The sequence below is a fragment of the Marinomonas posidonica genome, assembly GCF_043643765.1.
Lineage (GTDB): Bacteria > Pseudomonadota > Gammaproteobacteria > Pseudomonadales > Marinomonadaceae > Marinomonas > Marinomonas posidonica_A.
Window position 1 is genome coordinate 232,194 of sequence record NZ_JBHZSP010000004.1, and the last position, 22,635, is coordinate 254,828.

A 22,635-nucleotide genomic window follows, 5' to 3' on the forward strand; every position below is an offset into this window, starting at 1 on the left:
TCAGATGTGTAAGGAAGGGGGGAGAAATCCAGCGACTCAGTGGAGTCGCTGGATAAATACCCGAAGCAGGTCGCTTTAGGTATTAACGTACTGGCGGCGCGTACATAACACCACCTTCTGTCCATAGATTGTTAATACCGCGTGGCAGACCAACTGGTGTGTTTGGTCCAACGTTACGCTCAAACACTTCACCGTAGTTACCTACTTCAGCGATGATGTTGTAAGCCCAATCAGCACCAAGTCCTAGAGACTCACCCATGTTACCTTCAGCGCCTAGTAGACGACGGATGCCTGGATCGTTTGACTCAGATTTGATTTTAGCAACGTTTTTAGAGCTGATGCCCATTTCTTCAGCGTTAACCTGAACGAACATAGCCCAAGTTACGATGTCTTTCCACTGGTTGTCGCCGTGACGAACGACAGGGCCTAGAGGCTCTTTAGAGATCGTTTCTGGAAGAATTACGTGAGCGTTTGGATCAGACAATTTTGAACGGTGAGCAGCAAGACCTGATTTATCGGTTGTGAAAACGTCACAACGACCAGAAGCGTAAGCGGCTAGTGCTTCGTCTGCTTTCTGTACGATAACAGGTACATAGTTCATTTTATGCTTACGGAAGAAATCCGCCATGTTTAATTCTGTTGTTGTACCTTGCTCAGTACAAACAGTGGCACCATCAAGATCTAGAGCAGATTCAACACCTAGGTCTTTACGAGCCATGAAGCCTTGACCGTCATAGAAGTTAACCGCCGTAAAATCTAGACCTAGAGACGTATCACGAGTGTAAGTCCAAGTCGTATTACGAGACAACATGTCGATCTCGCCAGACTGAAGGGCTGTGAAACGTTCTTTTGCAGAAAGAGGAGTGAATTTAACGGCTTGTGCATCACCAAAGATAGCCGCAGCCGTTGCACGACAAGCGTCAACGTCGATACCTGACCAGTTGCCGTTTACATCCGCATTAGAGAAACCAGGAACGCCTTGGCTAACACCACATTGGATGAAGCCTTTTGCTTTTACGTCATCTAGGGTAGCAGCGGCTGCACCCGTGCTGATTGTTGCAGCAATGGCAGCAGTAGACAGTAATTTACCTACATTGGATTTCATTATATTGAGCCTCCCAGGCGATTTTATATGTATGTTGTAATTTTGCAGAATTTCAATAGATTTAATTTGAAACCTATGTTTTGAAAGCAAAGTTGATGCCAACATTTAATTATTCTTGTTGTCTTACATATGCAGACGATTCCTCTAGAGGATCATCACATACCCCTATAGAATTACTCTTTTGCGTCATAGTCAAGAATAAAATATTAAAAACACGCCTCAAAGTACTTATTTTTTGCACTTTATTTGACGATAAGTGGTCTACCAGAAGAATGAGGTTTAACGCAGCTGGGTAATATTTAACTTAGATAAAACAATGGGTTAGATTTAAATTATTTTACGTCTCTGCTCCTTTTTGGGGCGTTTGTTTGTTTTGTTAGTCCATATTTGTGCGCGCACATTCTGCACGCTTTATTTTGGTGCTTTTTTGTAAAGGTAAAGTCCATACAAAATATAATGAATAAAGCACTTTCCCAAAATTACCCTCTACATGGTAAACTTAGTCATTCTTAGATGTTTAGTAAGGAGATCCATATCAAATGGATAACTCAACAAAACCACTTGATCGATTGGACAAAAAAATTCTACGAGAGTTGCAAATAAACGGTCGTTTATCCAATGTGGAGTTGGCGAGTCGTGTTGGTTTGAGTGCAACTCCTTGCTTGGAACGTGTGCGTCGACTAGAGCGGAACGGCTACATTACGGGCTATTGTGCTCTGGTGAATCCCAAAAAAGTGGATGCCGGCCTGTTAGTGTTTGTTGAGATTAGGTTAAAAACCACTTCACCTGAAGGTTTTAATGAATTCAAAACCGCGGTGTCTGAAATTCCGGAAATTTTAGAGTGTCATTTGATCGCAGGGGATTTTGAATACCTACTAAAAGCACGTGTATCGAATATGGACTCTTATCGGCTGTTATTAGGTGAAACCTTGCTGACCCTACCTCATGTACGTGAGTCTCGTACTTATGTGGCTATGGAAGAAGTGAAGAGCACCACGGTCGTCAATATTCCTTAAACGTCAGACATTCAAATACTGATCATGATTCGGCAGCCAGCGGCTTAGTAATGGAGGAATGTGATCAGGAAAGTTCAGGTGTAGTAGTCCTGCGGCACGTTGTACATCGTCTAGCAAGGCTTTATCTCTCTGTAAGTCCGCTACTTTAAATTCCCACAAGCCAGTTTGTCGCGTACCTAAAAGCTCTCCAGGCCCTCTTAGCTCTAAATCCTTCTCGGCGATTTTGAAACCATCACTGGTTTCTCTCATGGTCGACAACCGTGCTTTACCTTGTTGCCCAAGAGGGGCTTTGTAGAGTAGGACACAATGACTGGCTGCTTGTCCTCGCCCAACACGGCCTCGCAACTGGTGCAGTTGAGCCAAACCGAGGCGTTCAGGGTTTTCAATGACCATCAAACTGGCATTCGGTACATCCACGCCGACCTCAATCACGGTGGTAGCAACAAGCAGCTGAATTTCTCCTGCTTTAAATTGCGCCATAATGTCAGCTTTTTCTTGTGCTTTTAAACGTCCGTGAACCAAACCAATGCGCAGACCAAGTAACTGTTCTTGCAAGAGCAGCGCAGTATCTTCTGCGGCTTGGCATTGCAGGGCTTCGGACTCTTCAATGAGAGTGCACACCCAGTAAGCCTGCTTACCTTCTTGGCAGGCGCTTTTGACTCGCTCAATGACTTCTTGGCGACGTTGATCTGACACGACGATGGTGTTGACGGGCGTGCGACCTGGTGGAAGCTCATCGATAATGGAACAATCCAAATCCGCATAAGCAGACATGGCCAACGTTCGAGGAATGGGGGTCGCTGTCATGATGAGCTGGTGTGGCTGAAGACCCTGTTTCATACCTTTTTCTCGTAAGGCCATCCGTTGATGCACACCGAATCTATGTTGTTCATCTATGATGGCCAGCGCCAAACGATCAAATTCGACGCTTTCTTGAAATAACGCATGGGTGCCGACCACAATCTGTGCTTGCCCTGAGGCAATGAGTTTGAGTTCTTGTTCTCGGGTTTTGCCTTTGAGTTTGCCTGTCATCCAAGCGACCTGTAAACCGAGTGGCTGGAACCACTGGGTGAAGTTCGCATAGTGTTGCTCGGCAAGAATTTCAGTAGGTGCCATCACAGCAACCTGATAACCAGCTTGCACAACGGCTGCAGCGGACAAGGCGGCGACCAGCGTTTTGCCCGAGCCAACATCGCCTTGTACAAGGCGTAGCATAGGATGCCCCGTCGCTAAATCTTTGAGAATTTCTCCGAAGACGCGTTGTTGGGCTTGAGTTGGCGAGAACGGCAATTGGGCTAACAGTTGTTCACTAAGCGCCCCAGCTTCAGCCACCTTGATGCTTTTATCTTGTTTGGCCTTGATTCGCTTACCAATTAAAGATAACTGATGCGCCATTAATTCCTCAAACGACAATCGATATTGTGCAGGGTGACATCCTTGTTTGAGGGATTCTAGATCGGCATCTCGAGATGGATGGTGAAGAAACTGAATAGCGTCATTCAGTGAAGATAAACTGAACTGGTGGCGCAATTCATCGGGCAACCACTCTTGTAAATTGTAAGGCGTGAGTCGCTCCAATGCTTGTTCGCATAATTGTCGAATTTTGGTTTGGGTTAAGCCTTCGGTCAGTGGGTAAATCGGCGTCAGTTGAGACGACTCTAAAGGCGCTTCATCGTCTTCAATCAGTTTGTATTCTGGGTGGTACATTTCAAATCCGGCACTACCACGACGAATTTCACCAAAGCAACGCACGCGTTTGCCGGATTCCAGCTGCTTCTTTTGGGCTGCTGAGAAGTGAAAGAAGCGCAGGCACAGACTGCCAGAATGATCTTTAAGGCGACACAATAAGCTGCGGCGTTTGCCCATTTTGACTTCGCAGCTCATGACTTGACCTTCTATTACGGCTTCGTCACCAAAGCCAAGCAGCCCAATGGGCACGACGCGAGTTCTATCTTGGTAGCGAATAGGAAGATGGAAAAGCAAATCCTGTACGGTATGGAGGTGCATCTTGGCGAGTTTCTCTGCCATGGCTTCTCCCACACCTTTTAATTCTCGGACATCCTGTGTGTCTAATCCATCTATCATCTTAATACACTACTTATAATTCGAGTTGTTTACAGGCGTCGCGAATAGACTGGCTGACAGACTCAATGGCTTTAGGGCGAGGGAAGCTGGCGCGCCAAGCCAAGGCAACGGTACGTTTTGGAACTGGGTCGGCAAAGGGACGTACTGCCAGCATTGAGTGATCAATGTTGGTTACGGCGGATTTTGGTAGTACGGTTACCCCAAGTCCAGAAGACACCATATAACGAATGGTTTCCAATGAACTGCCATTCACGACAGTGCGACCATTATTGACTTCATTGTCAGTTAACAGAGGACAGGCTTCTAATACTTGCTCGCTGAAGCAATGACCTTTACCCAATAGGAGTAGATTGTCGGTCGATAGTTGGTCGGTATTAATGTTGTCTAACTGAGTCCAAGGGTGATTTTTCGGCATAAGGACAACGAACTCTTCCTCATAAATCGGTTGCGTCACCACATCAGGCTCTTGGAAAGGCAGGGCAACAATAATCGCATCCAAATCACCATTGCGAAGTTTAGGGCGCAGATTCTCGGTCAGGTCCTCTTCTATGATAAGCGGCATGCCAGACGTTATTTGACTCAAGGAAGGGATCATCACTGGAAATAAATAGGGGGCGATGGTGTAAATGGCGCCCACTTTAAGAGGTCCGGTCAGCTGGTTTTTACCGGCATTGGCGAGCTCTTTGATCATGTTTGCTTGATCCAGTACCCGCTTGGCTTGAGTAATGATCTGCTCGCCCACGGGCGTGATGTATACTGAGCTTTTACTGCGTTCAAAGATGGCCGTTCCAAGCTCTTCTTCCAGTTTCTTGACGGCGACGCTTAGAGTGGGTTGTGAGACATAACAACGATCAGCCGCTCGACCGAAGTGCTTTTCTTCCGCCAGCATTACAATGTACTTTAGTTCGGTTAATGTCATGGTGCACCTTGCCTGATAGGCTATTATTACTAATAACTATGATAATACATAATTTAATAAAGTATACTCGTTGATTTTTGTTACAGACATTTTGTGGTGACCAATTCCTTACTATCACCACCTTTGTAAAGTAGGGCCGTTTGTTGTTAGATCCATACATTCATCGAGTACATTGTTAGGGGGTTCAATGGCAAACATACTGATTGCTGGTTGCGGAGATCTAGGATCAAGCTTAGCCAAGGATTTAGTGGCAAAAGGCCATCAAGTTACGGGCATTCGTCGCAGCGGTATTCTTTTTCCTGAAGGTGTTGAAGGCATCACTGGAGATTTAAGAGAACTACCGAATGAACTTCTACCAGACGTGTCGTTGATCTTTTTAATTATGACGCCAAATGAGCGAAGTGAAGCGGGTTATAAGCAAGCCTACTATGACACTGCGCAAGTATTAGTACGTCGTTATCAACATTCTATCAACCCAGTAAAAATGGTGTTTGTCTCCAGTACCAGTGTTTATGGTCAAAACCAAGGTGAATGGGTCGATGAACAAAGCCCTGCTCAGCCAAATTCAGTGACCGCCAAGGTTTTAATAGAAACAGAAGCCTTGTTACAGCAGGCATTTACCTGTGTATCTGCAAGGTGTTCTGGTATTTATGGGCCTGGTCGTTTTGCGCTCATGAAAAAGGTGGTGGCAGAGCAAGCATGGGGAGCCAATAGTTGGACGAACCGTGTGCATCGTGATGATGTGGTCGCGGCCTTATTGTTGCTGGCAGAGCTGATGTTAAAAGATCAAGAGGTGCCTGCTCATGTAATTGTGACGGATCAAACGCCCGTCTCTATGTGGGAAGTAAAGCTCTGGCTGGCGACCAGTTTAAAGGCTGCGATCAAAGCGAACTTAGAAGAAGGTTTAGCACCGCAGTCGGGTAAACGTATTTTGGCCGACTATTTACGCCAGCGTGGTTGGCAATTGAGGTATCCAAGTTATGTGGCAGGATATAGAAATTTACTGGTTGATTATAAACAAAGTCTTGCAGTATAAGGCGTTATGTATTGATCAAAAAAAGAGGCAAAGCGCCTCTTTTTTTAGGTTCTAAAGAAGCGTTTAGTCTTCCAATACCATGATGCCTTCAATTTCCACTTGTACGCCTTTTGGTAGAGCGCGAACTCCCATCGCTGCGCGAGCTGGGTAAGGTTCTTTAACAAATTGCATCATCACTTCATTGACGGTGGCGAAGTTATTCAAATCGGTCATGAATATATTGAATTTCACTACGTTTTCCAAAGAGCCGCCAGCGGCTTCACATACAGCGGTTAGATTTTTAAAAACCTGAGTCGTTTGCTCAACGATGTCTTCGCTGATCACTTCCATCGTCTCAGGAACCAAAGGAATCTGGCCAGACAGATACACTGTGTTGCCAGCGCGAACAGCCTGTGAGTATGGGCCAATTGCAGCAGGCGCGTTTTCAGTGTGAATAACGTGTTTTGACATAGTAGTAATCCTTGTATAACTAAAGAAAGATTAGACGTACTTAACGTCCAACAATGGTCTCTCGTGACACTTTTTCAACACAACGAACGGCTTTGATTCGACGCATCACATCGGCCAATCCAACACGACTTGAAATGGTAATGTTAAGGCGTAATCGGCTAACTCGACCTCTTTCTATGATGTCTAAGTTTGATACTTGGAAGTCGGTATCACTAATGGAGCTGGCAATCTTAGCAACGGCGCCCCGTTCATTGATGTAAGTGACAATTAAACTGATGTGCAGTTCTTCTTCGATCTCTTTACCCCAAGACATATGAATAAAGCGTTCAGGACTGGACAAATGATCTTGTACATTGGGGCAATTGAGATGGTGAATGACAATGCCTTTATCTACTTGCACATAGCCCACAATCGGGTCTCCCGGTATGGGGGCGCAACATTTTGCGTAGGAAATCAGCATGCCTTCTGAGCCGTTGACCTTAAAGGATTTTGGCGTAATTAGAGACTCTTCATCAATGTTGGGAAAGAGCTCTCGTGCGACAAGGTAACCGACATGTCGACCTTTACCAATGGATTCTAATAGGTCATCCATGCTGTCGAGTTGATGATTTTGAAGTACTAGCCCAATTTGCTCTGGTGTTAATTCTTCAATATTGGTTTGGAAAGCGTTCAAGGAACGAGTCAATAAACGGTGTCCAATTGAGATGGCGTTTTCTCTTTGCTTGTCTTTCAAGTAATGGCGGATATTGGTGCGTGCTTTACCTGTGATCGCAAAACTTAACCAAGCCACGTTTGGTTGGGCGTTTTTCGCGGTGATGATTTCTACGGTTTGGCCGCTTTCTAGCTGAGTGCTGAGTGGCGCCAAACGACGATTAATGCGACATGATATACAAGAGTTACCAATCTCTGTGTGTACACCATAAGCAAAATCAACAGGTGTCGCACCAGAAGGCAGCTCAATGATCTGGCCATTTGGTGTGAATACGTACACTTCGTCTGGGAACAGGTCGCTTTTAACATTGTCAACGAACTCGACAGGGTTACGCGCTTTCTGTTGAATTTCCAACAGACTTTTTACCCATTTGGTTGCTCTATCATGATTGCTTGGTGCTGAAGAAGCGCCATTGACTTTATAAGCCCAATGGGCCGCGATACCATTATTTGCTACCAAATCCATTTCTTCAGTACGAATTTGGATTTCCATAGGAATGCCATTGGTGCCCAATACGGTGGTATGCAAAGACTGATAGCCATTGGACTTAGGGACCGCAATGTAGTCTTTAAAACGACCTTCGATTGGCTTAAATAACGCGTGAATGACCCCTAAAATGCGATAGCAGCTGTCATGACGATCAGTAACAATACGCACCCCCATGACGTCCATAATCTCATCGAGAGAGCGACGCTTTTTATCCATTTTCTGATAAATGCTGTAAATGTGCTTCTCACGCACGCTGATCTTGGCTTCAATGTAATCTGCCGCCAGTTCAGAGCGAATGGTGTCTTCCAGTTTTTGCGTATCTTTAATGCGCTGTTGACCGTACTTTTTGTGGATAGCACGTTGCAGCATTTGCGCCCGCATGGGGTAATACGCCTGAAACGCCAAAGACTCAAGGTCGACTCGGACATTATACATACCCAGTCGATTTGCGATAGGCGCATAAATGTCTAGGGTTTCTTTGGCTATGCGGCGTTTCTTATGAGCTGGCATGGCATCAAGAGTGCGCATGTTATGCAGGCGATCGGCAAGCTTGACGAGAATGACGCGAATGTCATCTGCCATAGCCATGGCCATCTTCTGAAAATTATGAGCTTGTTTTTCGATCTGATTGTTGAACTCAAGGTGAGTTAATTTACTCACTCCGTCCACCAAACTAGCGACTTCTTCACCAAATTGCGCGGCCAGCGCTTCTCGGCTAATGCCTGTGTCTTCAATCACATCATGCAAAAGTGCCGCAGATAAACCATCACAGTCCATCCGCAATTCAGACAATATTTTGGCTACCGCGAGCGGATGGGTGACATAAGGCTCGCCACTTTTTCGCTTTTGGCCATCGTGGGCTTGCTCTGCGTAATAGTAGGCGCGTTTAACTTTAGCAACTTGTTCGTAGGGTAAGTATTGGCTTAACCCTTGCGCTAATTCTTCAATGGTATACATCGCTCACCTCACAAAGGCAAACACGAGGTGCGACGGTTGTGTTATGAGCGATACCATTCATAGAGCTTAAAACTCGTGAACTGGACGTTGTTGCAAGTCTACATTTTTGGCGTTGATTAGGTCTTCAGCGATTTCACGTAACGCCACAACCGTAAACTTGTCGCCTTCTAGCGCAACTTGAGCGTCTTCGCCGCCTGTTGCTAGCTGACGGGCACGTTTTGACGCCACCATCACTAGTTCAAAGCGGTTATCAACATTTTCTAAGCAATCTTCTACGGTAACTCGAGCCATTTTGACCTCTGTGTTTAATTTATCTGTTTATCCAAGGGTGATTTTACTTAACGGCTTCTCATAAAGACAAGAGATCATTGATGAGATTGCCATATTTTTCTTGTATTTTCGGGGTTTTAGCACGCATGGCGGTAAAAATAGCCGCCATTTCAGTTAAGGCGTTGTCAAAATCATCATTGATGATGACAAAATCATATTCATGGTAGTGAGACATTTCATTGGCGGCCTTTGCCATACGGCGCTGGATGACCTCTTCTGAGTCGGTTGCACGACCTTTTAATCGCTCTTCCAAAGATGCCAGCGACGGCGGCAAAATAAAGATGCCGATGGCATTTGGGTACAAGTGGCGAACTTGTCGAGCGCCTTGCCAGTCGATCTCTAGAATAACGTCAAGACCTTGTTCTAGCATGCTAAAAATCGATGCTTTCGACGTGCCATAATAGTTATCGAAGACTTGGGCGTGCTCAAAAAAGGCGTCTTCAGCAATCATGTCTAAAAAATTTTCAACATCGGTGAAATAGTATTCACGCCCATGTTCTTCGCCTTCTCGAGCGGCACGCGTGGTATGAGAGATTGAAATCCGCACCTTATCATCTTGTTTTAACAAGGCTTTGTATAAGGATGATTTGCCCGCTCCCGACGGCGCCGATAAGATAAATAAATTGCCTTTGTGTTCGCCCATGAGATCTCTTTAAATCCGCCAACAATAATCAAATGTAAGCCGTTTAGTGTACCACAGTTTTGCAAAAGGATAGCTAGCCGATTTGTTCGCAAAGAGACGGTAATAAGCTGTCAGATGTGATCGCTAGTCTTGCCGATATTCTGTGTACGATGGCGAGAAACGAAGGAATTATAAGGAAAAAAATAAAAAGACGACTAAGCTTCAGAAAAGTATTGTTGCGAAGTTTAATCAAGTTGTAAGGAAGCAAGTCAATGGATTCAACCTCCCATTTCGATTCGTCAATGTTAATGTCTGCTCCAAAAAAAGTTTGCAAAGTGTTATCTGTTGAAGACGATGCGGGCTATCAAATGGCGCTAATGAACAGTCTAAGTGCCCTCCAATACGATGGTAAAAAGGTCGAATTTTTGAAGGCATCTTCCGCCAGTGAGGCGGCCGTCGTCATTGCAGAAAATCCTGACATTGCTGTCATTTTCTTAGATGTTGTGATGGAAACTGATCGTGCTGGTTTGGGGTTAATTGGCACCATCCGAGAAGTGATCGGTAATGATCTAGTGCGCATAGTGCTATTAACAGGGCAACCCGGCATGATGCCAACGGATAATCTGGTTGGCCAATACGACATAGATGATTATTGGTGTAAATCTGACCTGACTCAGGCGCATTTACAAACCATAGTACTCAGTAATATTCGTACCTGGGAACACTTGCTAGCCATGCAAGAAGCGCGTCATAGCATGCAGTTGTTGCTGTTTTCCAGCCAACGTTTGTCTTCAAAAAAAGACATGTTGGAATATACCCATTCGATATTAGAAGAAATTAGCCATCTATTAAAAATTGAGCAGGGTGGCATTGTGTGTTTTTTTAATTCAGAGCAAGAAAAGCTTGAAGATGCGCTTATAGTGGCCGCCAGTGGCGAGTACTTACCTTATGTTCATCAATTTGCGTCGATGGTCATTAAAGATGAGGTTCTAAATGAAGCTGCACGACAGACCAGTTTAAGTAAGAGGCATACGTTCCTAGAAGGCTTTTCGGTATTGTATTTTTCGAACAAAGAGTTGGAGGGGCGAGATTACATCGTTGTCGTTAAACTCAATCGAAATTTAACCAGTAACGAAGTGAATCTGCTACAAGTTTTTTGTGAAAATATCAGCGCTGGTTTTCGCAATGTGGCCTTAAACAACAAGTTGTCTGAGCTCGCTTATATTGAGCCTACTTCGGGTATACACAATAAAAATTGGCTGGTTCGTGAGATTCGTCACATGTTTTCTTGGGAGCGAGAAAAAGCCAAATTGCTTATGTTACATGTAGAGGATTTAGCTTACACCGAATCGGTATTGGGGACAAAATATTGCGACCAACTGACCTTGTCGTTGTACGAATATTTATGTGATTTCTTTGATAACACAGTGGATGTGGCGTTGTTTGAACGAGACACTATTGTGATGGTCATTTATGACAATAAAGAGTATCACGAGGCCAATCTAGAGAGAGTGATCCACCCTAATGTGACGGTGGAAGATGCCATTCACTCCTTGGATTTAACCATCAGCTTGGTGAACTTTGCCGATTTCCCGAATTACGAAGCAGAACAGTTGGTCAGTGTCGGCAAAAGTACATTGGAACGTGCCAAGTATGAAGGGGTGTCTTTTTTAGCCTTTTCAGAAGAATTAGCCTCTGCCATGTTCAGTCGATATGAGCTCTTGAAAGAGCTTCGAGACGTGATTTTACAGGATGAAATGGAGGTCTATTTTCAGCCTAAAGTGTCATTGATTGATGATACGTTAATTGGCTTTGAAGCCTTGGCTCGTTGGAAAAACCGAAGTGGTAATTTTGTTTCACCAGAACAGTTTATCGCATTGGCGGAAAGCAGTGGTTTAGTCGACAAATTGGATCGACAAATTTTGCGTAAAACCTGTAAAGCGATTAATGACCTAAAGGCCATTGGTGTGAGTGTGCCTATCTCCGTGAACGTGGCGGGTAATGAAATTGCTCGTCCGAGTTATTTTGAACAATTTACCACTATCTTAAGAGAGGAAAATATTGATAATAATTTGATCGAGTTGGAAATTACCGAATCGCAATTTATTGAAGAAAAAACCACGATCAATCGCCACCTTGATACCTTGAAAGAGATTGGAGTCCGAGTGAATATCGATGATTTTGGCACCGGCTATTCATCATTGACTTATTTGTCGACCTTATCTGTTTCCACCATCAAAATTGATCAAAGTTTTGTTTGGCGAATGGAAAACTCGGCAAAAGATTGGAAAATATTAAAAATGATTATCGAGCTAGGTCGCTCTCTAGGGTTAGATGTGATTGCAGAAGGCATTGAGACAGAACAGCAAAAAGCGCATTTACGATCATTGGGGTGTGAACAAGGTCAAGGGTACTTGTTTGCTAAGCCTATGCCGCTGACTGAGGTAATGGCTTGGGTGAAATCATGACAGACTCTCCCTCGTCATTTTGGCAAAAACGGTTGCCGGATAAGCGACAATTGATCTTGGCTTTAGCTTTGCTACTGCTCGTAGTGGTTTCTATCAGTGTGGCCAGTTATCGATTTTTTTGGCAACAGAAAGAAAGCCAGTTAGCCTGGAGCGAAACAGAGCTGTTGACTAGAAGCAGTAGCGCTTTCAGTCGCCAAGTGGGGTACATCAAAAAGAACACATTGTTGCTGCGTAACAGTGTTAAGGATCGTTTGAAGTTATACGCTGAACTGTCAGATGATTACGATTGGAAGAGCGCGATTGCTGATGAGTTTCGATTATTTGCGGCCACATCGGAGTTAATCTCACAAGTTCGTTGGATGTCTGCAGATGGTATGGAATTGGTGCGGGTAAACTCACAAGGTGGCGTCGTCTATCGTGTGCCCGAAGCGCAATTGCAGAATAAACAAAATCGACCTTACATTAAGCAAGCTTCGATTAGACCGGATGATGTCTACGTTTCCCCTCTGGATCTCAATGTTGACAATGGTGAAGTCGTTTGGCCTTTCCAGCCGACCGTGCGTGGTGTATTGCGTATTTCTGGTCGTGATTCAGGGTTTTTAGTGGTGAATTACAATTTAGCGGACATGTTTGATCAGCTTAAACAGCTGAATAATGACCTTGTTCACCTAGAAGTACTCGACAAACAAGGTGGCTGGATCATGTCAGATGACCAATCATTGGAGTGGGGTCATGTGTTACGCCCTACCGAAGAGGGGGTGCGGATGTCCAGCCGATTTCCGGATGTATGGCAAAGTATTCTATCGGATGGAATGGATCTGAAGCGGCATTGGGGGCAAGGACGCTTATGGAGCTTCATGCGTTTTTATTTAGACGAAGAAGACAGTTTACAGCCGAGAGAAGTCCCTTTTATTTACCTTGTGGCCCATTCCGAACCGACCGCATTTGCTCGCTGGCATCTTACGCTAATACTCAGTATTGCTCTGTCAGCAGGCATTGTTTATCTGTTATTGGCTTGGTGGTGTTGGCGCCATTTGCAAGCTCAATTTACCAGTAAGCGATTGTTAAAGCACCTCAAACGTGAAAAACGTCAAACCGATCAGGCCAATCAAAAATTGCATGAGATGAATAAAAGGCTAGTAGAGCTTCAAGATGAACTGGTTGAAACCAGTAAATTGTCTTCGCTGGGGATGATGGTATCCGGCTTAGCTCATGATATTTATACACCGTTAGGTGGCGTTAAGTTGGCGCTTTCGTCAGGAAGGCAGCTCATCGATAAACCAGAGTTGACCCCTGAAAATATCGAACGAGTCAGCGTCTCATTAAGCATTGCTGAGAAAAATTTGAACCGGGCGTTGGCGGTTGTATCGGGTTTTAAGCGGATAGCATCGGATCGCGCCATTCAAGACATCCAATCTTTTTTCTTTAAGGATGTTCTGGATGATTTACTTTTTACTTATCAGCCACGTTTTAAAAAACGTCCGAAAGTGATCGTCATGTCTGAGTGCCCTGAACGAATTGAAATGCAGGGATACCCTGGTGTGATGTCGCAAATCGTTCAGAATCTTCTCGACAATGCATTGGAATATGCCTTCCATGAAAATGAAGCGGGTCAGATTCGCATTACGGCTAATCAAGTCGGAAGCGATTTAGAGCTGGTGGTACAAGACGATGGTTTTGGTATCGCATCGGAGATTATAGGCACGGTGTTTGATCCTTTTAAAACCACTGGACGAGACAGACAACACAATGGTTTAGGCTTGTACTTGGTTCACCAATGGGTTTATAAGCTGATGAAAGGGCGATTGAACCTAGAATCGGAATTGGGTGTGGGGACCCGTTTCCAAATAAGCATTCCTTTATATATCGAAAAATAACCTTTATTTAAATGGCTCGTATACATCAGACCTGTGGCTTGCTGGACAGAGGTTTCGGGCTAGCAAACCACCCTAAGGTCATCCAGATCACACCAATCGACAAGAGCACATACAGTGGCGGCTGCCATGACTGCTGCCAGTCATACAAGGCACCAATCAGTACCGGCCCTAATGCGGCCAAGGTGTAACCAAAAAGTTGCGACATGCCGGATAAACTGGCCGCTTGTTTTGGCGTATCGGTTCGCATACCGATAAAAGACAGTCCCAAAATAAAGCCCATACTGATGCCAAAACCATAGCTTAATGACCAAAAGCCAGACAAAGTCGGCACATACAGCCAGCCTAAAATACTGAGAATAGTCAGACTGGTAGCAAACAAGCATAAACGTCTATGACTACCTAAGTATTGAATAAAGGGCGCTAGAATAAGTGAAGGCAGTGCGCCCGCCAGTTGCAAATAACCTTGATACAATCCTGCTGTGGTATCTGTATAGCCGTGACTCACTAAAATAGCTGGAATCCATGCCACTACTATGTAATTAAATAGAGAGTTAACCGCCAAAAAACCAGCCACTTGCCATGACGATAAGCGTCGCCACAATCCGCCATTGGTTTCACCACGCGTATTCTTAGGTTGATGATGTTGTGTGATACGGCAGCAAAACCACACTACAATCGCAGGCAAAATAATCACCGCCTGACAAGCCAAAGCAAATGACCAACCACTGATAGGAAGTTGCGCCTGATTGGCGAAGTCGCTTAAGGGCACCGCAAAACTTGACATCATAAAGCCGCCAACGCCCATCATTAATACGTAAATGGCGGTGAGCTGTACAACAAACTGGGGAAACTCGCGCTTTAATAAACTGGGTAGCAATACATTGCCAATGGCAATGCCTGCACCGATTAAAAGTGCGCCCAAGTAAAGGCTGCCAATAGAGCCTGTAGCGCGAATCAACATCCCTATGGCGATCAGAATCACACCGCAGGCGAGAATTTTTTCGATACGAAAAAAGCGTGTTAGCCAAGACGCTACAGGGGCAAATATTGCAAAGGCCAATAAAGGAATACTGACCAACAAGCCGGATTGTGAGCTATTTAATTGCAACTCCTGACTGATACGATCCAGCAAGGGCGGCAATCCTGTTATTGGACCGCGTAAACATAGGGCTATCAGGAAAATAAAGACCAGCAAGAACCAAGCATCATGCTTCATTAATTGTTTTATTGTTTTCATGGATGTCCTTAATATTGCAGATTACGTGTGCAAGGTCGCCATTATACGCTCAAGCAGCGAACTTAAGTAAGGCTACACCAAGGATGATCAAAAGCACGCCCATGTAGCGCATTAATGAGGTCGGGTCACCGTAAAACCAGACACCAACTAAAAAGGTGCCCGCGGCACCAATACCTGTCCAGACAGCGTAAGCCGTTCCCATAGGAATGTCTTTTTGCGCCATCCATAACAAACTTCCACTGATCATCATAAAGCTAATAGCGATGACAATACCTAATACGCGAGACTCACTAGATTGCGCCATTTTTAGGCCAATTGGCCAACCGATTTCGGTGAACCCCGCTAACAACAAATACAACCAACTCATGGCAACGCCCTCCCAATGCAGAGACTATTTGCCGTGCATACTATCAACAACTAAGATGATTAAAAGTTAGTAACTATCGAAATTATTCATATGTTGAATTTAGAACAAATAAATATGTTGGTGTTGTCTGCTGAGCTTGGCTCCTTTTCCGCGTGTGCGAGGAAGTTGGGCAAGGTGCAGTCTGCGGTCAGTCATGGCATCAATAACTTAGAATTGGATTTGGGCGTCACCTTGTTTGATCGTTCGTCGCGAAGCCCACAATTAACACTAGAGGGCGAGCGCCTAGTGCGCAGTGCGAAAGCGTTGCTGACGCAATCGTTGGAATTTGAAAAAATTGCCGAATCCATCCTTCGTAAAGAAGAAAGTGCGCTCAGTTTGGTGTTGGATGATGCTTTATTGGAAGCGCCGGTGGCTAAGGTGCTAGCCGATTTTGCTCAGCAATTTCCTCACTTACAATTGGATGTCTTGTCCATGGCATCCGTAGATGTGACCGCCGCAGTGGCTGAAGGGCGGTGTGATTTAGGTGTGATGTTTTCCGAAGTGGACATCAATAAGCAAGTGGACTTTTGCTACGTCGGCGGTGTGGATTTTATTGCGGTCTGTCACCCGTCCTTTGCTTTGGCAACGAAGAAAGTGGTGACAGAGTCTGATCTTGCGCCGTATCGTCAAATTTCTGTCCGCGGTCGTACCAAGCAAGAATCGCAAATCCTCATCAGTATGACACCGTCGGTATGGTGGTGTTCCAGCTATTATTCCGTGCTGGAATTGGTAGAACGTCAGATTGGCTGGGCTTACGTGCCAGTGACTTTAGCGCAACCGAAAATAGCACATGGACGTTTGGTGAAAATGGATGCGGCGTTTGATCATAAGCCTTGGTCAGTACCTGTGGATTTGGTGTTTAAAAAAGGTGGTGCGCGCGGACCGGCTTTGCAATGGTTATTTGATGCGCTTAAAAATGCTTTTTCGATCTAGGGGCGGAATGTATTTGGACTGTGTGCGAAATACCATTAGAATACAACAAACAAACTTTTAGTAAGTGTGAGTAGGTAAGTATGAGTGGCGTTAAAGGACAAACAGAGGGTGGCAAAGTCATTGAGTTTACCCGTGGCAATGTTTTATCTGACCAGTGCCCATCGCGTGAAATTTTAAAGCACGTTACCAGTCGCTGGGCCGTGCTGATCTTCATGGTATTAAAAGATGGTGAGCGTCACCGTTTTAGCGATTTACGTCGGACCATTGAAGGGGTGAGTGAGAAGATGCTGGCACAGACACTGCAAACCCTTGAGCAGGATAACTTTGTGCAACGTACATCTTATCCTGTGGTGCCGCCGAAAGTGGAGTACAACCTAACGCCAACAGGGCTTAAAGTAGCCGATCATGTTATTGATCTGGTGAGTTGGTTAGAAGACAATATTTTCGACATATTACCTGCTGACAACATTAATCCATCATAGACGTTGAATTGACGTCTGTGATGCGGCTTTCCTAACCTTCGTTTACTGTGTTGGATCATGCCTATCAGGCCGTGTCGAAAAATCAGTGAGAGTGGATTATTGCTTGGTGACAGCATCGCACCAAAACTCGGCGTAGGTGTCACAAAACAGTTCGACTTTTATGGTACTGAAATCGCGCTCGGCATGGCTTTCTTCACTGACCACAACTTGCTGAAAATCCATCAGTTCCATGATATTTTGCGGATCATCAATGCATTCGAATACCAAGGTGATGCTTTGCTCAGCTTGAGCAAACGTCACCTGCAATCCACTTTGTACTTGGTCTAAATTGCGTGTAACCATCAGCTGAGTCACTTTCCAACTCGCATCAAATTCATAGAGGGTGTTGTATTCCGACACAGTTTTTCCTTTTCATCGACAACCAAAGCCATTATGTGTGATCCATAGTAATGGATACATCCGTCAGAGGAAATGAGTCACTTCATTGAAACGACAAAAATGGCTCATTAAGTGCTCGGTAAGAAGCGTCCTATGACTTCTAATGGTCGCTTTTTATCGGAAACCGCGACCAGAATTATCTCACCAGAGCGAGGAAAAATACCCGTCAGTGCTGTGATATTGACCTGATGTGTGACGAATAAGGCTTTGTCCTGTGGCAACAGCTGGATCAACTCTTGGTGTAGCGCTTGAGTTTGCGACTCTGCGGTACTGCGATCACGGAAAAACGAATTCAGCATAGGCTCGGGTTGCACATTACCCATTGCCATTAATTGTGCGGTTTCTAGGCATCGACACCACTGACTGCTGAACACATAATCAAATCGGACCCCCTTGTCTCGCAGTACTTGACCAATGCGTCTGGCTTGCTCTCGTCCCGCCTCATTCAAAAGGCGCTGAGTGGAACAGTCCTCGACACGAAAATGACTAGGATCACCTGTACCTGGCGCGAGGGCATGACGCATCAACACATGCACACCTGGCTTTAACAGCATCTTTCCAATGCTTTGCTCTGCTTGTAAGACAGAACAAAAACACGCCAACATCACCAGCACCAAATGGCGAAACCGAATTGAGCTTTGCATCCTGACTTTCTCCTAGTAACCGACAGTATTGGTTAAGTGTATACGAAGGAAAATGACATGTTGGGTTAGAAAGAGATGACTGAAAATACAGACCCGTTTTCGTGATGGTAATGGCTGTCTTGAAAGGCTTTATCGAGCAGGATTTCCCCATCAACTAGTTTGTCCATTTTCATGAAAATAAGCTCAATATGGATACTATGGTATCTAAATGGTGATAAGGCTGAGTGTCGAATATCAGGTATCAAGGTCTACAGATTGTTACCTTTTAAGTCACTTTGTGTAGGCTTCAAACCGCTGCATTTCCCCGTTCAGTAAAATACACTGATGAGTGCTCCACTTGCATTTCACACTTTTACGCGCAGAAAAGTGCGAGTTTTTACATTTTTATGCGCATAAAAGTGTAAGTTGGTTCTGATTGAGTATAAATCAGCCCCTTAATAGCCATCTTTCTTCTCTGAAACTGCCCTTGTTGGCCAAGTTTTAGTCATGAGGATATAGGCTACTGCTGTACGATTCAGAGAAAGCTTTGGATAACCTCTTACTCTTGAATGACAAGCAGCTATCTGTAGTAGTGTCTGTTTACCAATTCAGAGTAGAGCCTGAAATGACAGAGTATTATTGGGCTATTTTGAAGAGAGAACGCTATGAGCTTGAGGCTGTATCTGGATGCGAAAATGAACGGAGAGAATATGCTAAGCATTTTCTTGATAAGGCTGATGCTTTTTACCAAATACTTTATGGGCTTGTAAAATTGAAGCGTAAAGACCTATCTGATTGGTTGCTCAATAAATATGATATGCAGGGAGTTTTTGCCAGTTATGAAGACTGGATTCAAGATATGAACAGCAACTATTCGGAGCATGGTTGGCTGTTTGAACGCTTTGAGCGTTAGATATTAAAGTGCTTGTTCTTCACATCAGAGTAAGTGGATAGCATTCCTATCCACTTACTCATTGAACCTATTCTATATTCTGGATCTGAATATTGATTGTTTAATATAAATTAAACAAAAACATTAACTTAATAATATTTTGATTGTGCGTTTTTGATTTTTGTCACCAGTTGGCTGGTGGCAATGGGAAAAGTGTCTAAAAGTTGATTTCGTTGGCACTAACGATTTCTTGTAATAGTAACATACTTGCTTGCTCATCATCGAGGCTAGCATTGAGCTGACTCATTTCTGCCCCATTCCGCCTTAGTGCGATTACTCAGCAACGAGTTACGTTGCGGAGTTTGCAATATGTGAAGTTATGGCAGACACCAGAACGGCGCTGCACGGGAACTCCCAATTTCTTTCGTTGCGCAACAAAACACATCTTCCTTAAATTTGCATAACTATATAGCTACGGTATTCATCGATAAGCAAGATTTTGGAAATCGGTTTACCTACTAGTAACTGTCGTTTTTGTTCAATCTTTTAAATCACCCATCACCTACTATTTTCGGCATAGAAAGCGGCACTTCATCTCTGATGTAGTTCCTTCATTCGTAATAACACTACATCCGTAGTTAGGAAAAAATAGCCATGTTAGAAATCAAACCAATCGAAACACTAGAAGTAATTAATGAACTAAAAAAACAGTATTTCGAACAATCGACAGCGCCACTTGATGGTATGTGGCACTTTGGTTTTGTTCCTATGTCCTCTCATTACGGATTTTATGAGGACGATACTTTAGTTGGATTCTGCTGCATTAACGGTGATGGCTATATGTTGCAGTTCTATTTGTCACGGGCAGCCCACATTCAGGCGAGAGAGCTGTTTACCTTGATTGCAGAGCAAAACAGCTCAGTAGTCGGTTCCATTAAAGGTGCATTTGTGAGTACAGCCGAACCTCACTATCTATCGCTTTGCTTAGATAACTCCTCTTCATTTAAAGTAAATGCGTTAATGTATCAGCAAGTTGCTCCATTTATTTCTGAAAGCGCAACAGGTTTAGATTTAACGCTCGCAAGTCAGGAGCAACTGGATGAGTTCGTTGAATTTGCGGTTAGTAATATTGGTGCTCCAGCACAATGGTTGTCTGAGTACTTCGGTAATCTAATTAAACGAGAAGAGCTTTGGGGGTATTGGAAGGACGGTAGGTTATTAGCCACGGGTGAGTGTCGCCTATTTGATGAGCATCAGACTAAATATGCAGACTTAGGGATGATTGTAGCCGAGTCAGAACGAGGTCAGGGGATTGCCACTTGTGTACTAAACCATTTAGTAAGCTTAGCCAATGAACGTGGTTTAATTCCTGTCTGTTCAACTGAAAGTGGTAACTTGGGTGCTCAAAAAGCGATTCACCGAGCAGGACTAGAGCCTTTAAACCGCATTATCCAGATGGAATTTGACCACCAATAGACAGTTAATGGATAAGCCCTTGCCCCAATCTGGTCAGGGCTTATTTGTGAAAATGCTAACCTGGCATATAGTGATAGTAGATGCCGCGAACTGATTGAGAGTATTATGATCCACTGGCTAAGGCCTTCAAAGATACCCGAAGTTGCAAAATACATAGAGTGTTATTGGCTAATTGAAAAGCGTCCCGATGCCAAGAGCTTCGATTACCCGAAATTAAACCCTGATCCATCCGCTCACCTGATCATTTCTCCCGCCAAACAGACCTACCACTACGATATGAACCCTGGCGCGGCTAATGGTAAAGGGAGCCACTGGTTGTTTCCCCATCATCAGACACTTCAACTCGATCACTCAAAACCTTTTGTCCACCTTGGAGTCAAGTTTCATATTGGAGCTTTCTATTCACTGAAACTATTCTCAGGTCAACCGCCACTACTTGATTGCGTTGAAGAAGTTCAGCTAAGTACACTGTTTACCGATCTATTTGAGGGAGAGTTGCAACTGATTGAACTGGCACGAAGTAATCCAGATCTGTGTTGTAAAAAATTGGATAGTCTGTTTTTTCCGTTGGCTTTGAACAGCCATGAGGATCAACATAGCCAGATTACACGCAAAGCCCTTCAGGCGCTGGACTCAGGATCAATTTCTGAATTGGGTAACCAGCTATACTGCTCACAACGTACATTAGAAAGAAGCTTCAACAGGGTGACAGGTTTAACGCTAAAACAGTGTCAGTCTATGAATAAGCTTGAGGCTATGCTGGAGTACCTTCACCAACGCGATTCAGATGATATCGATTGGGTCGAGATTGCATTTCGATTTGGTTTCAGCGATCAACCTCACCTCATCCGCTACTTAAAGAAACAAATTGGCTTAACACCTAAAACATACGAAAAAGAGCGTGGTTTAACTATTGATGTTTATGGCGGTGTTAGCTCTACGTAATCTGTCGGAAATGTTCAATCAAGTCGGTTGTCGTTCAACTATTATGTCCTGAACGTTTTGATGAGACAGCAATATGAACAACTTAGCTCCTACACTTCAACAGCTTGGGTGGAAGTCTTTTTTTCAGCAGCAAGTAAACCTGGAAGAGTTAAGCAACCTAACCATTGGTAGGGTTGTTGAACAGCACAGAGACCGCATTGTAGTAGTGTCCCCGAAGGGGCAATCAAGTCTAAGCCCTATGCCTTTTGAAAAAAGAGTCTGCGTAGGCGATTGGGTACTATTTGATGACGCATTGAGAATATGCCGAAGCCTGGAACGACAGTCGATATTCAAACGAAAAGCTCCAGGCTCAAAAGTGTCAGCACAGCTCATAGCTGCCAATATTGATACCGTCATGATTGTCTGCTCTCTCAATCATGATTTTAGCCTTAACAGAATAGAGCGGTATTTAGCCATCGCACGAGAAGCTATGGTTGAGCCTGTTGTCATCCTTACTAAAGCTGATTTATGTGAAGACACTGATATCAAACGACTACAGGTTCAAGAACTCGATCCAATGCTTGTCGTTTACGCCATAAATGCGTTGGATAACCACGATATCAAGCAGCTTGAAAGCTACTGCTATGACGGTAGTACTCTGGCGTTCTTAGGTTCGTCTGGAGTAGGAAAATCGACTCTGGTTAACGCCTTAATCGGTTATGAGTCTCAGCAGACAGGAGAAATTAGGGAAGAAGATAGTAAAGGAAGGCATACCACTACTCACAGATCATTAAAAGTTCTTCCTCAAGGGGGGATTCTTATGGACACTCCTGGAATGCGCGAACTACAACTCAGTAGTTGCGAACAGGGGGTGAACGAGACTTTCAGCGAGATAACTGAATTTGCAGATAAATGCCGTTTCTCTGATTGTACGCATACGTCTGAACCTGGCTGTGCGATCCAACAAGCAATCAAAGGTGGACTCCTGTCAGAACGACGCCTACTTAATTACCAGAAACTGATGCGAGAGCAAGCTCTGAACGGATCATCGTTGGCAGAAAAAAGAGCTAAAGATAAAGCGTTAGGGAAGTTAATAAATAGTACCCAGAACGCATCTCGACGATACAAAAAAGGCCATTAACAGTAATTCGCTTCATT

Annotated in this window: 21 protein-coding genes; 10 read left to right on the forward strand and 11 right to left on the reverse strand. The window is 44.3% G+C overall.

What is annotated here, in order from left to right; translation table 11 throughout:
• Positions 1 to 82: 82 nt before the first annotated feature.
• On the reverse strand, positions 83 to 1,105 hold the full coding sequence (locus ACHUFM_RS06555; RefSeq protein WP_394180721.1) for an amino acid ABC transporter substrate-binding protein: 1,023 nt from the start codon (positions 1,103 to 1,105) through the stop codon (positions 83 to 85).
• A gap of 539 nt (positions 1,106 to 1,644) precedes the next feature.
• On the opposite strand from ACHUFM_RS06555, the gene lrp reads away from it, so the two are divergent.
• On the forward strand, positions 1,645 to 2,121 hold the full coding sequence (gene lrp / locus ACHUFM_RS06560; RefSeq protein ID WP_013797955.1) for a leucine-responsive transcriptional regulator Lrp: 477 nt from the start codon (positions 1,645 to 1,647) through the stop codon (positions 2,119 to 2,121).
• Positions 2,122 to 2,124: 3 nt separating this feature from the next.
• Here lrp and recG read toward each other — a convergent pair whose 3' ends face one another.
• Both recG and ACHUFM_RS06570 read right to left on the reverse strand, forming a co-directional pair.
• The gene (gene recG, locus ACHUFM_RS06565; RefSeq protein WP_394180723.1) at positions 2,125 to 4,206 is read right to left on the reverse strand and encodes an ATP-dependent DNA helicase RecG; all 2,082 of its coding nucleotides are present in this window, start codon (positions 4,204 to 4,206) and stop codon (positions 2,125 to 2,127) included.
• 13 nt (positions 4,207 to 4,219) lie between these two features.
• Entirely contained in the window at positions 4,220 to 5,125 is a 906-nt protein-coding gene (locus ACHUFM_RS06570; RefSeq protein WP_113873172.1) for a hydrogen peroxide-inducible genes activator, read from the reverse strand.
• Positions 5,126 to 5,312: 187 nt separating this feature from the next.
• Here ACHUFM_RS06570 and ACHUFM_RS06575 point away from each other — a divergent pair, with 187 nt between their 5' ends.
• Positions 5,313 to 6,161 carry an NAD-dependent epimerase/dehydratase family protein gene (locus ACHUFM_RS06575; RefSeq protein WP_394180725.1) on the forward strand — a complete coding sequence of 283 codons (849 nt, stop codon included), beginning with the start codon at positions 5,313 to 5,315 and terminating at the stop codon, positions 6,159 to 6,161.
• 63 nt (positions 6,162 to 6,224) lie between these two features.
• Here the strand turns inward: ACHUFM_RS06575 and ACHUFM_RS06580 are convergent, their stop codons facing one another.
• From ACHUFM_RS06580 to gmk, 4 genes are all read right to left on the reverse strand, one after another.
• Positions 6,225 to 6,611, reverse strand: coding sequence for a RidA family protein (locus ACHUFM_RS06580; protein ID WP_394180727.1), 387 nt, complete (start codon positions 6,609 to 6,611; stop codon positions 6,225 to 6,227).
• Between the two features lie 40 nt (positions 6,612 to 6,651).
• Positions 6,652 to 8,769 (reverse strand): RelA/SpoT family protein, encoded by a 2,118-nt coding sequence (locus ACHUFM_RS06585; protein ID WP_394180729.1) that lies wholly within the window; start codon positions 8,767 to 8,769, stop codon positions 6,652 to 6,654.
• 66 nt (positions 8,770 to 8,835) lie between these two features.
• Complete coding sequence (gene rpoZ / locus ACHUFM_RS06590; RefSeq protein WP_013797949.1) at positions 8,836 to 9,060, reverse strand: DNA-directed RNA polymerase subunit omega; 225 nt, start codon at positions 9,058 to 9,060, stop codon at positions 8,836 to 8,838.
• Between the two features lie 58 nt (positions 9,061 to 9,118).
• Positions 9,119 to 9,742, reverse strand: a complete 624-nt coding sequence (gene gmk, locus ACHUFM_RS06595; protein WP_394180731.1) for a guanylate kinase — start codon at positions 9,740 to 9,742, stop codon at positions 9,119 to 9,121.
• A gap of 251 nt (positions 9,743 to 9,993) precedes the next feature.
• On the opposite strand from gmk, the gene ACHUFM_RS06600 reads away from it, so the two are divergent.
• Positions 9,994 to 12,189, forward strand: coding sequence for a GGDEF/EAL domain-containing response regulator (locus tag ACHUFM_RS06600; RefSeq protein ID WP_394180733.1), 2,196 nt, complete (start codon positions 9,994 to 9,996; stop codon positions 12,187 to 12,189).
• Complete coding sequence (locus tag ACHUFM_RS06605) at positions 12,186 to 14,066, forward strand: sensor histidine kinase (RefSeq protein WP_394180735.1); 1,881 nt, start codon at positions 12,186 to 12,188, stop codon at positions 14,064 to 14,066. The genes ACHUFM_RS06600 and ACHUFM_RS06605 overlap by 4 nt, the downstream gene beginning before the upstream one ends.
• Positions 14,067 to 14,091: 25 nt before the next feature.
• Here ACHUFM_RS06605 and ACHUFM_RS06610 read toward each other — a convergent pair whose 3' ends face one another.
• Both ACHUFM_RS06610 and ACHUFM_RS06615 read right to left on the reverse strand, forming a co-directional pair.
• Positions 14,092 to 15,303 carry an MFS transporter gene (locus ACHUFM_RS06610; protein ID WP_394180737.1) on the reverse strand — a complete coding sequence of 404 codons (1,212 nt, stop codon included), beginning with the start codon at positions 15,301 to 15,303 and terminating at the stop codon, positions 14,092 to 14,094.
• A 49-nt stretch (positions 15,304 to 15,352) separates the two neighbouring features.
• Positions 15,353 to 15,670: a DMT family transporter gene (locus tag ACHUFM_RS06615; protein WP_394180739.1), complete on the reverse strand. Its 318-nt coding sequence runs from the start codon at positions 15,668 to 15,670 to the stop codon at positions 15,353 to 15,355.
• 90 nt (positions 15,671 to 15,760) lie between these two features.
• Here ACHUFM_RS06615 and ACHUFM_RS06620 point away from each other — a divergent pair, with 90 nt between their 5' ends.
• Together ACHUFM_RS06620 and ACHUFM_RS06625 are read left to right on the forward strand one after the other, a co-directional pair.
• Complete coding sequence (locus ACHUFM_RS06620) at positions 15,761 to 16,642, forward strand: LysR family transcriptional regulator (RefSeq protein ID WP_394180741.1); 882 nt, start codon at positions 15,761 to 15,763, stop codon at positions 16,640 to 16,642.
• Positions 16,643 to 16,722: 80 nt separating this feature from the next.
• Positions 16,723 to 17,124 (forward strand): winged helix-turn-helix transcriptional regulator, encoded by a 402-nt coding sequence (locus ACHUFM_RS06625; RefSeq protein WP_394180743.1) that lies wholly within the window; start codon positions 16,723 to 16,725, stop codon positions 17,122 to 17,124.
• 96 nt (positions 17,125 to 17,220) lie between these two features.
• Here ACHUFM_RS06625 and ACHUFM_RS06630 read toward each other — a convergent pair whose 3' ends face one another.
• Both ACHUFM_RS06630 and ACHUFM_RS06635 read right to left on the reverse strand, forming a co-directional pair.
• Complete coding sequence (locus tag ACHUFM_RS06630; protein WP_394180745.1) at positions 17,221 to 17,523, reverse strand: hypothetical protein; 303 nt, start codon at positions 17,521 to 17,523, stop codon at positions 17,221 to 17,223.
• A 107-nt stretch (positions 17,524 to 17,630) separates the two neighbouring features.
• Complete coding sequence (locus tag ACHUFM_RS06635; RefSeq protein ID WP_394180747.1) at positions 17,631 to 18,206, reverse strand: histidine phosphatase family protein; 576 nt, start codon at positions 18,204 to 18,206, stop codon at positions 17,631 to 17,633.
• Positions 18,207 to 18,810: 604 nt separating this feature from the next.
• Here ACHUFM_RS06635 and ACHUFM_RS06640 point away from each other — a divergent pair.
• The 4 genes from ACHUFM_RS06640 (at position 18,811) to rsgA (ending at position 22,618) form a co-directional block, all read left to right on the forward strand.
• Positions 18,811 to 19,098 carry a hypothetical protein gene (locus ACHUFM_RS06640; protein ID WP_394180749.1) on the forward strand — a complete coding sequence of 96 codons (288 nt, stop codon included), beginning with the start codon at positions 18,811 to 18,813 and terminating at the stop codon, positions 19,096 to 19,098.
• Positions 19,099 to 19,731: 633 nt separating this feature from the next.
• Positions 19,732 to 20,553: a GNAT family N-acetyltransferase gene (locus ACHUFM_RS06645; RefSeq protein WP_394180750.1), complete on the forward strand. Its 822-nt coding sequence runs from the start codon at positions 19,732 to 19,734 to the stop codon at positions 20,551 to 20,553.
• Positions 20,554 to 20,658: 105 nt separating this feature from the next.
• Complete coding sequence (locus tag ACHUFM_RS06650) at positions 20,659 to 21,498, forward strand: helix-turn-helix domain-containing protein (RefSeq protein ID WP_394180752.1); 840 nt, start codon at positions 20,659 to 20,661, stop codon at positions 21,496 to 21,498.
• 73 nt (positions 21,499 to 21,571) lie between these two features.
• Positions 21,572 to 22,618, forward strand: a complete 1,047-nt coding sequence (gene rsgA, locus ACHUFM_RS06655; protein WP_033905377.1) for a ribosome small subunit-dependent GTPase A — start codon at positions 21,572 to 21,574, stop codon at positions 22,616 to 22,618.
• Positions 22,619 to 22,635: the final 17 nt, after the last annotated feature.

Excerpts from the sequence above, each read along its gene's own strand:
- ACHUFM_RS06555 (WP_394180721.1), bottom strand. The coding sequence starts at position 1,105 with ATGAAATCCAATGTAGGTAAATTACTGTCTACTGCTGCCATTGCTGCA.
- lrp (WP_013797955.1), top strand. The coding sequence starts at position 1,645 with ATGGATAACTCAACAAAACCACTTGATCGATTGGACAAAAAAATTCTA.
- recG (WP_394180723.1), bottom strand. The coding sequence starts at position 4,206 with ATGATAGATGGATTAGACACACAGGATGTCCGAGAATTAAAAGGTGTG.
- ACHUFM_RS06570 (WP_113873172.1), bottom strand. The coding sequence starts at position 5,125 with ATGACATTAACCGAACTAAAGTACATTGTAATGCTGGCGGAAGAAAAG.
- ACHUFM_RS06575 (WP_394180725.1), top strand. The coding sequence starts at position 5,313 with ATGGCAAACATACTGATTGCTGGTTGCGGAGATCTAGGATCAAGCTTA.
- ACHUFM_RS06580 (WP_394180727.1), bottom strand. The coding sequence starts at position 6,611 with ATGTCAAAACACGTTATTCACACTGAAAACGCGCCTGCTGCAATTGGC.
- ACHUFM_RS06585 (WP_394180729.1), bottom strand. The coding sequence starts at position 8,769 with ATGTATACCATTGAAGAATTAGCGCAAGGGTTAAGCCAATACTTACCC.
- rpoZ (WP_013797949.1), bottom strand. The coding sequence starts at position 9,060 with ATGGCTCGAGTTACCGTAGAAGATTGCTTAGAAAATGTTGATAACCGC.
- gmk (WP_394180731.1), bottom strand. The coding sequence starts at position 9,742 with ATGGGCGAACACAAAGGCAATTTATTTATCTTATCGGCGCCGTCGGGA.
- ACHUFM_RS06600 (WP_394180733.1), top strand. The coding sequence starts at position 9,994 with ATGGATTCAACCTCCCATTTCGATTCGTCAATGTTAATGTCTGCTCCA.
- ACHUFM_RS06605 (WP_394180735.1), top strand. The coding sequence starts at position 12,186 with ATGACAGACTCTCCCTCGTCATTTTGGCAAAAACGGTTGCCGGATAAG.
- ACHUFM_RS06610 (WP_394180737.1), bottom strand. The coding sequence starts at position 15,303 with ATGAAAACAATAAAACAATTAATGAAGCATGATGCTTGGTTCTTGCTG.
- ACHUFM_RS06615 (WP_394180739.1), bottom strand. The coding sequence starts at position 15,670 with ATGAGTTGGTTGTATTTGTTGTTAGCGGGGTTCACCGAAATCGGTTGG.
- ACHUFM_RS06620 (WP_394180741.1), top strand. The coding sequence starts at position 15,761 with ATGTTGAATTTAGAACAAATAAATATGTTGGTGTTGTCTGCTGAGCTT.
- ACHUFM_RS06625 (WP_394180743.1), top strand. The coding sequence starts at position 16,723 with ATGAGTGGCGTTAAAGGACAAACAGAGGGTGGCAAAGTCATTGAGTTT.
- ACHUFM_RS06635 (WP_394180747.1), bottom strand. The coding sequence starts at position 18,206 with ATGCAAAGCTCAATTCGGTTTCGCCATTTGGTGCTGGTGATGTTGGCG.
- ACHUFM_RS06640 (WP_394180749.1), top strand. The coding sequence starts at position 18,811 with ATGACAGAGTATTATTGGGCTATTTTGAAGAGAGAACGCTATGAGCTT.
- ACHUFM_RS06645 (WP_394180750.1), top strand. The coding sequence starts at position 19,732 with ATGTTAGAAATCAAACCAATCGAAACACTAGAAGTAATTAATGAACTA.
- ACHUFM_RS06650 (WP_394180752.1), top strand. The coding sequence starts at position 20,659 with ATGATCCACTGGCTAAGGCCTTCAAAGATACCCGAAGTTGCAAAATAC.
- rsgA (WP_033905377.1), top strand. The coding sequence starts at position 21,572 with ATGAACAACTTAGCTCCTACACTTCAACAGCTTGGGTGGAAGTCTTTT.